The following is a 10,623-nucleotide window of genomic DNA, read 5'->3' on the forward strand; positions in this document are numbered from 1 at the left end:
TTCCCGCCCGCAGTTGATCCGCCAAGTGATGACTCGACCGCACGTTGCAGTACAATCGCGACCTTTCATAGCCAATTGACCGGCCCTCCCATGATCGAACCCAAGCGCGTATTACGTGCCCTCGCCGAGCACTGGGCACTCCTTGAGCCGTTGTGTGAACACTTCGACCAGGGCACCTTGAGCCTCAACGAATTGCGCCTGCAACTGGCCGCCCATCAGGTGGACAGCACCCCGCAGGACATCACCGCCGTGCTCGATGCCTGGATTCGTCTGGATATTCTGGTGCCGGTCGCCAAAAGCCCCAACCGTTTCGAACTCAACGCCCAGATCCACGACTTCCTCGCCTATCTGCGCCACGAGCACCGCCTTGGCCTGTGCCTGGAAATCGAAGCCTACCTGCGCCATCTGGAGCGGCTGGCGGGTTATATCCAGGACGCCTTCGACATCCGTGACGGCCACGATCTGGCACGCCAGCTGCGCTTGCTCGACATGCGCGTACGCGATGTATTGAAAAAACTCGCCAACGATGAACAGGCGCTGGTGGCCGTGGCCGAACGGGCCAAGACCAGCGACCGGCAAATTCCGTTGCGCCAGCGGTACGCCGAGGTATTGGCAACGTGGGACGAATACGTCGAACCGATGATCCAGCTGGTCAACGCCGACGGTGCTTTCGAACAAGGCGTGCGCAAAGTCGAAGTGGTGCTGCTGCGCATGCTCAGCGAACAGCAACGTCTCGGCCATCTGGTGGACGACGACATGCTATTGCGCACCCATGCGCGCATCCTTGAAATGCAAACCAGCGCCCAGATGACCCTGCGCCATGCCCGCGAGCTGCTGCTGCCGTTGCGTGAGGAAGCCCGCCGGCACAACGCCGTGACCCGCGGCGCGGCGCTGGCCCTGGCGGCCATCCGCCGTAAAGGCCTGGACGCCGTGCCGCAAGCCTCGATGCCAATGTTCACCCGCCCGCAAAGCACTTTTTTGGGCAGCGCCAGCCAGGTTGAGGCTTATGTGTATGCCCTGGCCCGCTTCGAGCCCAAGCCGGCGAAATTTCCTAAGGCACACAAGGTCCATCGGGGCGAAACACCCAAGGCCCCGCGCACGGTCAAGGAAATGCTCGATCGCTGCAGCGATGCGCTGCCGATGCCGGACTTGATGAGCTGGCTCCTGGCCCAGGAGCCCGAGGGCGACACCGACGAATTGCTGTACTGGTTCTCGCGCCTGTCCCGGGAAAAACGCTTCGTGCGCGAACGCCTTGAGCGCCGCGATTACCACACCCACGAACATTTGGTCAGCCTGCGCTCCTTCGCTCTGCTTTCCCACAGCGAAGATGCAACCCAGACTACTGCGAGCCCTCTGCATGCATCTTGATCTTTCCGAACTGTCCCAACTGGCACCGATTTTTCGTGAGCTGTTCAAGGGTTATCACGTCAGCCGCCGCGACCCGGAGCTGTACGCGCAACTGTCGAACTTCCAGGATCAATACCGCGCCCTGTTCAAAGCCCTGGGTTTTGAACTGGTGTGTGATACCCGCGGTTTTTATTACTTTGTGCCCGACACTGCCACCGCCCAGGTAAACAAGACCGCACAGCGTCTGGCGCTGTTCACCTTCATCATTGTCGAGCACCTGGCCGATCAGGGCCGCGACCCGATTGCCGTGCTCGACGGTGGCAGCCTGGGCCGCGACGAGCTGCCCGCGCTGCTGGAAAAATACCGCGACCTGTTTGTCCAGGCTGAAGTTACCAGCCAGGACGAACTGGAAGAAAAAATCATGCGCCGCATGACCCAGCTCGGTTTTGCCAGCGAAGAACCCGGCATCTACCGCTTTCTGCCGCCCATGCACCGTTTTCTTGATGTATGCCTGTCGGTACAGCAAGACCGCGATCTGGCCGCCAGCCTGCACAGCATCCTGCCGCTACCTGCACCGGTACTGGCCGATGACGACAGTGAAGACGACGAAGCCGCATTGGCCCGGGCCATTGCCGACGAACAACAGGAGATGGACGCATGAGCCAGGAACGCTACGGCATTCGCCGCTTTGCCCTGTTGAACACCGCCGGTTACAGCCTGGGGCTGTTTCCACTGGAACATCCGCTGTCAGTCTATGGGGCAAATAACCTCGGTAAATCGGCATCGATCAACGCCTTGCAGTTCCCTATTCTGGCGCGCATGTCAGATATGAGCTTCGGCAAATACAGCCTTGAGCAGTCGCGACGCTTCTACTTCGCCTCGGACACCAGCTATATCCTGGTCGAAGTGTCCCTGCCCCACGGCCCCCATGTCATCGGTGTTGTAGGGCGCGGCCCGGGTGGCGGCTTCGGTCACCAGTTTTTTGCCTACGCCGGCAAACTGGACCTGGCCCATTACCAGAAAGACGATACCTGCCTGCGCCAGAAGGAGCTGTTCAACAACCTTGAGCGCAATGGCCTCAAAGCCTACGAGCTAAAGCCTGATGAACTGCGCCGCTTGCTGGTGGGTGGCCATACGTCGATCCCGCTGGACCTGACCCTGATCCCGCTGCGCTCCACCAGCGAACAAAGCCTCAAGACCTTCCGCGCACTGTTTATCAACTTGCTGCATATGCGCGAAATCACCGCCGCCAAGCTCAAGCAACTGTTCCTCGATGCGTTCGAACACAGCCTGCGCTCGGGTAGCGTGGATTACATTGCGGCATGCGAAGAAGCCTTCCGTGATGTACGACGCATGGAACAGGACTACAACGCACTGGTCGGCGCCGGACCGTTGGTCGAGGCATTGGCCGCAGGTGTTCGCCAGCGCGACCTGCTGCGCGGCAAACTGCATCGCCTGTCACCGCTGCTCGACTCCCTGCTCGGTACCTGGCAGGACTACGCCTGCGCCCGCAAGGAAGAGCTGCTGATCCAGTCCGAGCACTACCGCAACCAACAGGACGCCCTGCAAAACGACCAGCGCAGCAGCACCCAGGAGTTGATGCGTCTGGAGCGGGAAATTTCCGGTATCCAGCGCTGGCTCGGCGAGTTGTCGGTGCTCAAGCATCGCTTCGCCCTGGTCGACGATGTCAAAGTGCTGGAGCAACAACTGCTGAGCGCCAAGGACGCCCACGACGAACTGGCGGGCGCCCTGGCGCAATCGCGACAGTTCAGTGCCGAGGATCTGGACGAGCGTCTGCGCGACCTGGAAAAACGCCTCAAGTCGGTCAAGCAGCAGCTCGATCACGCCGACAACAACAGCTATGCCCGCCTGCGTGAAGAGTTTTCGCAGCAGGATGTGGAACGCCTGATGCGTCTATTCAACAGCGCCCTGTTCAGCCTGCCCCTGGGTGAGCACGGGATTGCGCTGGATGACAGCGACGCCTGGGTCAAGTCGCTGGAGCTGATCCTCGACGGCTTTAAAGGCGAGCGTTTTGAAGCGCCGGGCCTGTCCATCGACCTCAGCCATATCGAGCCCCCTGCCCTGCAGGCCCTGGCCGACCGCGCAGCCTTGCGCGAGCAGAAGGAGCGTCTGGAAAAAGAACTCAAGCAACTGAAAACCCAGCAAGCCGTGACCTCTGATCGCGCTGCGAGCAAGAGCGAAGCCGAGGCTCTGTATCAACAGGTACTGGATGCGCAAAAGGCCCTGGAAGATTTCCGCCGTAGCCAGACGCTCAGTGCCGAAGAAGGCGAAAAACTTGAACAACTGGCCCAGGCCGAAGCTGCGCAGGACGAGTTGAAGCGCTCCAGCGATGCCTTTACCGAGCGCGTCCAGCAGTTGTCGGCCAAGTTGCAACTGGTCGCCCGTCAGCTGGGCGACATGGAAGCCAAGCAGCGCACCCTGGATGACAGCTTGCGCCGACGCCAGCTGCTGCCAGCCGACCTGCCCTTTGGCACGCCCTTTATGGACCCGGTCGACGACTCGATGGACAACCTGTTGCCATTGCTCAACGACTATCAAGATAGCTGGCAAGGCCTGTTGCGTTGCGACGGTCAGATCGAGGCACTGTACGCGCAGGTGCGCCTCAAGGGCGTGGCCAAGTTCGACAGTGAAGACGATATGGAGCGGCGCCTGCAGTTGTTGATCAACGCCTACGCCCACCGCACCGAAGAAGCCCTGACCCTGGGCAAGGCGCGCCGCGCGGCCGTCACCGATATCGCCCGTACGCTGCGCAATATCCGCAGCGACTACGACAGCCTTGAGCATCAACTGGCGCTGTTCAACCGCGAGATCAACAAACGTCAGGTATCCAACCTCAAGAGCTTCCGTATCGTATTGGCGCCGAACAAGGAGGCCCTCAAGCATATCGACCAGATAATCCACAGCGCCGGCCAGTACGAAGAAGGCGAAACCCTGTCGGTGTTCGACCTCAGCCAGAGCGCCGAGCAAGACAACAAGAACGAAGAGGCCAAGGAATACCTGGCGCGGCTGGTGGCAGCCAATCATAACCAGCTGGGCCTCAAGGACCTGTTCGAGCTGGCGTTCGAGATCACCAAGCTCAATGGTCAGCCGGTGATCCATACCGATATCGACGGTGCCGCGTCCAACGGTACGACCATGACCATCAAGGCACTGACCAACATGTATTTGTTGCTGCACTTGATGGACCGTGATCAGGCCGGGCGTATCCGCTTGCCGTACTACCTGGACGAAGCCGCGGACATCGACGAAAAAAACCAGACCGCGCTGCTGGAAACCAGTTTGCAACTGGGCTTTGTGCCGATCCTGGCCAGTGTCAAACCGCAGGTCTGCGCCCATGTGGCCATCGACCTGGAGGGCGGCAGCGGCCCCAACGGGATTTACATCGATGAAGACGACTGGAAGTACATTCGTCGTCATGACGAGGTGAAACCTGATGCACTGACGGTGGTTGCAGAACCCGAACTGGATGAAGTCTGAGGCTGATTCCCGAGCATAAAAAAACCGCGATCATTGATCGCAATCTTGCTCACTTAAGAGCGACACAGCTCAAGTGTGGGAGCGGGCTTGCCCGCGATGGTCTTCAGAGCACCGAATTTACTCAGTAAATACGCGTCATCGTTTACGACCATCGCGAGCAAGCCCGCTCCCACAGAGGCAGAAATCGCTTAAATGAACAAGATTGCGATCAGTGATCGCGGTTTTTTTATGCAGCTTATTTGCCTAGCGGGATCTTCGGCGCCCATTGCAGCCATTCGTCTTCGAACTTGTCGAAGAGCGGGAAGGTTTGCTCAGGGCGGGCCTGGTTACCCAGCTTGTCACCCTCCGGCGTGGCAAAGGCAATGCCACCCTGAACCAGGGTTTCCAGGGATTCAGTGCGAATCGTCGCGCCCTTGAACAGGCCGAAGTCGACACCGAAACCGCTGGTGTTCCAGAAGCGGCTGCCGCTGCGCACCAGCGGTGCGTAACGCGGCTCGATCAGGATATGTACCAATACACGATCGGCGGTGTTGCCCAGCTCATAGCCGGTGACTTTGCCTACAGTCACTTCACGGTAGGTGACAGGTACACCTTCTTTCAGCGAGCCACGACGGGCAGCACTCAAAACCAGGCTCAAGCCGGCTTGTGGTACGGCGGCATCCGGGGCCTGTTCCAATGCGACAAAGCTGGTCTGGCGTCCCAGTTGCTTGCTCGCCGGTTGCACTTCAAGGTACTGGCCGGTGACCAGGGTTTCGAGGTTCGCCGTTTTCATCAAGCCAAGTTCTGGTTTGACCACCCAGAACTGGCTGCCCACCCGTGCGATGCGATCCGGGACTTCGGTAATACGCGCCTGCAGCATCACCGATTGCAGATCGTCACTCAGGTCGACACTCTCAATCTTGCCAACATCCAGGCCCTTGAAACGAATCGGTGTGCCAGCACGCAGGCCATCGGCACGCGCAACCTTAATGGTCACGGGCACGCCTTGCTGCATGGCCGCATCACGGTCAGTGAACAGGCGGAAACGCGGAATACGTTTTTGCAGCGGTGCCTTCGCTTCTGGCGTCTCAAAGGCAATGCCGCCGGCCATCAAGCTTTGCAGCGATTCGCTTTTAACCTGGATACCACCGGTCAAGCCACCGGTCAGGGTGATACCGCTGGCATTCCAGAAACGGGTCGAGGCGTTGACCAGGTTTTCGTATTCCTTCTCGATATGGACACCGATCACCAACTGCTTTTTGGTGCGCGAGAACTGATAACTCTGAACCGAACCGACTTTAACCTGCTTATAGAGAATCGGGCTGCCGACATCCAGCGAGCCCAGGTTCTCGGTGAAGAGCACCATATGCAGGCCCGGCGAGCGCAGATCCAGCGGTGGCGCCTTGGGCCGTGCGACGAATTCGCGCTCGGGGGTGCTGCCCTTGTCACCCGGGCGAATGGCAATGTAGTTGCCTTTGACCAGTGCCTCCAGCCCGGTAATACCGGCCAGCGAGATGGATGGCTTGACCACCCAGAACTGGGTGCCCTGCACCAGGTAATCTTCGGCCAACGGGTCCAGGGTCAGCTCGGCACTGGCGCTGGTCAGGTCCGGGTCGACCTTGAGGCCCTTGAGGCTACCGACCTGGATACCTTTGTACATCACCGGCGTACGGCCAGCCTGCAGACCTTCAAAGTCGCTGAGTTTGACTTTGACCTTAATCCCCGCCTGCGCGGCATCGAAGTCTTCGTAAAGACGAAACGGCAGGCTCGAATCGGTGGGCGGGCTGTCCTTGCGGTTCTCCGGGGTGGCGAAGGCAATACCACCGGCCACAATACTGGCAAGCGATTCGCTGCGCAGTTTCACACCCGACAGGTTGGCGTCGATGCTGATACCGCTGGCGTTCCAGAAGCGCGTATGTTTGCGCACCAGATTGGCGTAGGTCGGCTCGATAAAGACTTTGATTTCAACAGTGCTCTGGTCTTCGGAAAGCACATAGCTTTTGATCTGCCCGACCTGAATCTGCTTGTAGAACACCGGGCTACCACGGTTCAACGAACCCAGGCGTTCAGCCTTGAGCGTCAGGTGCAGGCCGGGTTTGGTGTCGGACAGCGGCGGTTCTTGCGACAGCGCCTTGAACTTGCGTGCTGGCTCGCCATCGGCGGGACTGACCGCAATATAGTTGCCGGACACCAGCGTTTCGAGCCCGGTGATACCGGCCAGGGTGACACTGGGTTTGACCAGCCAGAAACGGGTATTGGTTTTCAGGTATTGCTCAACGTCCTTGTCCATTTCGACGGTAGCAATCACCCCTTTGCTGGGGCCAGACTCGTCGAGGGCCAGGGTTTTCACCTTGCCCACGGGCATGCCTTTGTAGACCACCTCGGTCTTGTTGGCGACGATGCCTTCGCCGCTCTCGAATCGCACCTGAATATCGATGCCGGTTTCGCTGTAGGCACGCCATCCCAGCCAGCCACCGATGACCAGGGCAATCAGCGGGAGAATCCAGATCGCCGACCAGTTGGAAGCCGGGCGGGTTTTAGCAGTAGGCAAGTCACTCATGGTCGTCGTCCGACTCCGTATTATCCCAAATCAGTCGGGGATCAAAAGTTACAGCTGCAAGCATCGTTATCACCACCACACTGGCAAAGGCCACAGCGCCAAGATTGGCTTCGATGCTGGCTATGCGTCCAAAATTCACCACGGCCACCAAAATGGCAATGACGAAAATATCCAACATTGACCAGCGGCCAATGAACTCGATAAATCGGTACATGATGATACGTTGCCGGGCAGACAGAGGCTGATGGCGCTGTACCGAAAACAACAGCAAGGCAATGCCGACCAGCTTGAAGGTGGGCACCAGAATACTGGCCACAAACACCACGGCGGCAATCGGAATCATGCCGTGCTGCACCAGCTCAATGACACCCGCCATGATCGTGCTCGGTGAACCCTGGCCCAACGAGTTGACGGTCATGATCGGCAGCAGGTTGGCCGGGATATAGAGAATGGCCGACGTCAGCAACAAGGCCCAGGTGCGCATCAGGCTGTCGGGCCGCCGCGCATGAACCACTTCGCCGCAACGGGTACAGGTTTGCTCGTCGGTGTCGGGGTCTTGCCTGTTCAGTTCGTGGCACTCGCCACAGATCAAGATACCCGCATCAATCGCCCGCATGAATATCCTCCCCGGACAGCGCCTGCCAGATCTGGTGAGGTGACATCACCACTTCCAGCCAGACTTGTACCAGCAACAAACTGACAAAGCAGACCAGGCCCAGACCCAGGCTCAGTTCAGCCAGATCGGACAGTTTTACGATGGCCACCAGCACGCCCATGAAGTACACCTCAAGCATGCCCCAATCACGCAGATGGTGATAAATGCGGTAGATCAACAAGCCGTAGCTGCGCCCGATATTCCAGCGAATACTCAGCAACACGGCAAGCTGGCAGAGCAACTTGAGCAGCGGTATGCCCATGCTGCACAGGAACACCACGACAGCGATGCCCTGCATGCCGGTATTGAACAAGCCAAGCACACCACTCCAGACCGTGTCTTGCGACGCCTGGCCCAGTAGATTGAGTTGCATGATGGGTAAAAAGTTCGCAGGTATGTAGAGCAGCAACGCTGCGATCACAAGCGCAAGGCTGCGTTCAACCACCTTGTACCTATGGGCGTAGAGTTCGTAACCGCAGCGCGGGCATTGGGCTTTCTCACCGAGAGCGAGATGCGGCTTGCGCATCAACAGATCACACTCATGACAGGCCACCAACTCGTCCAGCGGTAATTCTGACACCCTGCGGGGGTCAACCGGATCTGGCATATAGGGAGTCTCAGGCTCAGAAAATGACTGGGCCTATTCTAGTGCGCGGGCTACAAAATAACTGTGCCTATTTGCAGGACTTTAGCTGCAGGCGATCTGAAGCCTGGCGCGGACGCGCCGAAACTTTTCTCGACGCAAAAACAAACCCCCTGTCTGCGTTAGCAGACAGGGGGTTTGGAATTTAATCTTGACGATGACCTACTCTCACATGGGGAAACCCCACACTACCATCGGCGATGCATCGTTTCACTACTGAGTTCGGGATGGGATCAGGTGGTTCCAATGCTCTATGGTCGTCAAGAAATTCGGTAGCCAGGTCGTTTGCCTTACGGCGCACGCTCCAGCGAATGGGTATGTAATAGATTTGGTGTTTTGTGAACCGCAAACTTTCGGTTTGTATCGTCTTCACACACCGCAATTCGCTCTAAGCAAATTGCTTGGGTGTTATATGGTCAAGCCTCACGGGCAATTAGTATTGGTTAGCTCAACGCCTCACAGCGCTTACACACCCAACCTATCAACGTCGTAGTCTTCGACGGCCCTTTAGGGAACTCAAGGTTCCAGTGAGATCTCATCTTGAGGCAAGTTTCCCGCTTAGATGCTTTCAGCGGTTATCTTTCCCGAACATAGCTACCCGGCAATGCCACTGGCGTGACAACCGGAACACCAGAGGTTCGTCCACTCCGGTCCTCTCGTACTAGGAGCAGCCCCTCTCAAATCTCAAACGTCCACGGCAGATAGGGACCGAACTGTCTCACGACGTTCTAAACCCAGCTCGCGTACCACTTTAAATGGCGAACAGCCATACCCTTGGGACCGGCTTCAGCCCCAGGATGTGATGAGCCGACATCGAGGTGCCAAACACCGCCGTCGATATGAACTCTTGGGCGGTATCAGCCTGTTATCCCCGGAGTACCTTTTATCCGTTGAGCGATGGCCCTTCCATACAGAACCACCGGATCACTAAGACCTACTTTCGTACCTGCTCGACGTGTCTGTCTCGCAGTCAAGCGCGCTTTTGCCTTTATACTCTACGACCGATTTCCGACCGGTCTGAGCGCACCTTCGTACTCCTCCGTTACTCTTTAGGAGGAGACCGCCCCAGTCAAACTACCCACCATACACTGTCCTCGATCCGGATAACGGACCTGAGTTAGAACCTCAAAGTTGCCAGGGTGGTATTTCAAGGTTGGCTCCACGCAAACTGGCGTTCACGCTTCAAAGCCTCCCACCTATCCTACACAAGCAAATTCAAAGTCCAGTGCAAAGCTATAGTAAAGGTTCACGGGGTCTTTCCGTCTAGCCGCGGATACACTGCATCTTCACAGCGATTTCAATTTCACTGAGTCTCGGGTGGAGACAGCGCCGCCATCGTTACGCCATTCGTGCAGGTCGGAACTTACCCGACAAGGAATTTCGCTACCTTAGGACCGTTATAGTTACGGCCGCCGTTTACCGGGGCTTCGATCAAGAGCTTCGCGTTAGCTAACCCCATCAATTAACCTTCCGGCACCGGGCAGGCGTCACACCCTATACGTCCACTTTCGTGTTTGCAGAGTGCTGTGTTTTTAATAAACAGTCGCAGCGGCCTGGTATCTTCGACCGACAGGGGCTTACGCAGTAAATGCTTCACCTCCATCGGCGCACCTTCTCCCGAAGTTACGGTGCCATTTTGCCTAGTTCCTTCACCCGAGTTCTCTCAAGCGCCTTGGTATTCTCTACCCAACCACCTGTGTCGGTTTGGGGTACGGTTCCTGGTTACCTGAAGCTTAGAAGCTTTTCTTGGAAGCATGGCATCAACCACTTCGTGTTCTAAAAGAACACTCGTCATCAGCTCTCGGCCTTAGAATCCCGGATTTACCTAAGATTCCAGCCTACCACCTTAAACTTGGACAACCAACGCCAAGCTGGCCTAGCCTTCTCCGTCCCTCCATCGCAATAACCAGAAGTACAGGAATATTAACCTGTTTTCCATCG

General features: G+C 57.7%; 6 protein-coding genes and 2 rRNA genes (1 of these 8 only partly in view). 3 read left to right on the plus strand and 5 right to left on the minus strand.

The window, feature by feature from the left end; all coding sequences use genetic code 11:
* Nucleotides 1-90: 90 nt before the first annotated feature.
* Genes mksB through mksF form a run of 3 tightly spaced genes read left to right on the plus strand, consistent with a single transcriptional unit; the run spans nt 91 to nt 4,845 of the window.
* Complete coding sequence (mksB, locus tag BLU25_RS10750; RefSeq protein ID WP_016781698.1) at nt 91-1,368, plus strand: Mks condensin complex protein MksB; 1,278 nt, start codon at nt 91-93, stop codon at nt 1,366-1,368.
* Complete coding sequence (mksE, locus tag BLU25_RS10755; RefSeq protein ID WP_016781697.1) at nt 1,358-2,008, plus strand: Mks condensin complex protein MksE; 651 nt, start codon at nt 1,358-1,360, stop codon at nt 2,006-2,008. The genes mksB and mksE overlap by 11 nt, the downstream gene beginning before the upstream one ends.
* A complete protein-coding gene (mksF, locus tag BLU25_RS10760; RefSeq protein ID WP_016781696.1) occupies nt 2,005-4,845 on the plus strand; it encodes an Mks condensin complex protein MksF in 2,841 nt (946 codons plus the stop codon). The genes mksE and mksF overlap by 4 nt, the downstream gene beginning before the upstream one ends.
* Nucleotides 4,846-5,080: 235 nt before the next feature.
* Here the strand turns inward: mksF and BLU25_RS10765 are convergent, their stop codons facing one another.
* The 5 genes from BLU25_RS10765 to BLU25_RS10785 form a co-directional block, all read right to left on the minus strand.
* Entirely contained in the window at nt 5,081-7,384 is a 2,304-nt protein-coding gene (locus tag BLU25_RS10765) for a PqiB family protein (protein ID WP_016781695.1), read from the minus strand.
* The gene (locus tag BLU25_RS10770; RefSeq protein WP_016781694.1) at nt 7,377-8,000 is read right to left on the minus strand and encodes a paraquat-inducible protein A; all 624 of its coding nucleotides are present in this window, start codon (nt 7,998-8,000) and stop codon (nt 7,377-7,379) included. Before BLU25_RS10770 ends, BLU25_RS10765 begins: the two co-directional genes overlap by 8 nt.
* The gene (locus tag BLU25_RS10775; RefSeq protein ID WP_016781693.1) at nt 7,987-8,646 is read right to left on the minus strand and encodes a paraquat-inducible protein A; all 660 of its coding nucleotides are present in this window, start codon (nt 8,644-8,646) and stop codon (nt 7,987-7,989) included. Before BLU25_RS10775 ends, BLU25_RS10770 begins: the two co-directional genes overlap by 14 nt.
* A gap of 185 nt (nt 8,647-8,831) precedes the next feature.
* Nucleotides 8,832-8,947 (minus strand): 5S ribosomal RNA (gene rrf, locus BLU25_RS10780).
* 147 nt (nt 8,948-9,094) lie between these two features.
* Nucleotides 9,095-10,623, minus strand: a 23S ribosomal RNA gene (locus BLU25_RS10785); it runs 1,365 nt beyond the window's last position.

The sequence above is a fragment of the Pseudomonas fragi genome (assembly GCF_900105835.1).
Taxonomy (GTDB): domain Bacteria; phylum Pseudomonadota; class Gammaproteobacteria; order Pseudomonadales; family Pseudomonadaceae; genus Aquipseudomonas; species Aquipseudomonas fragi.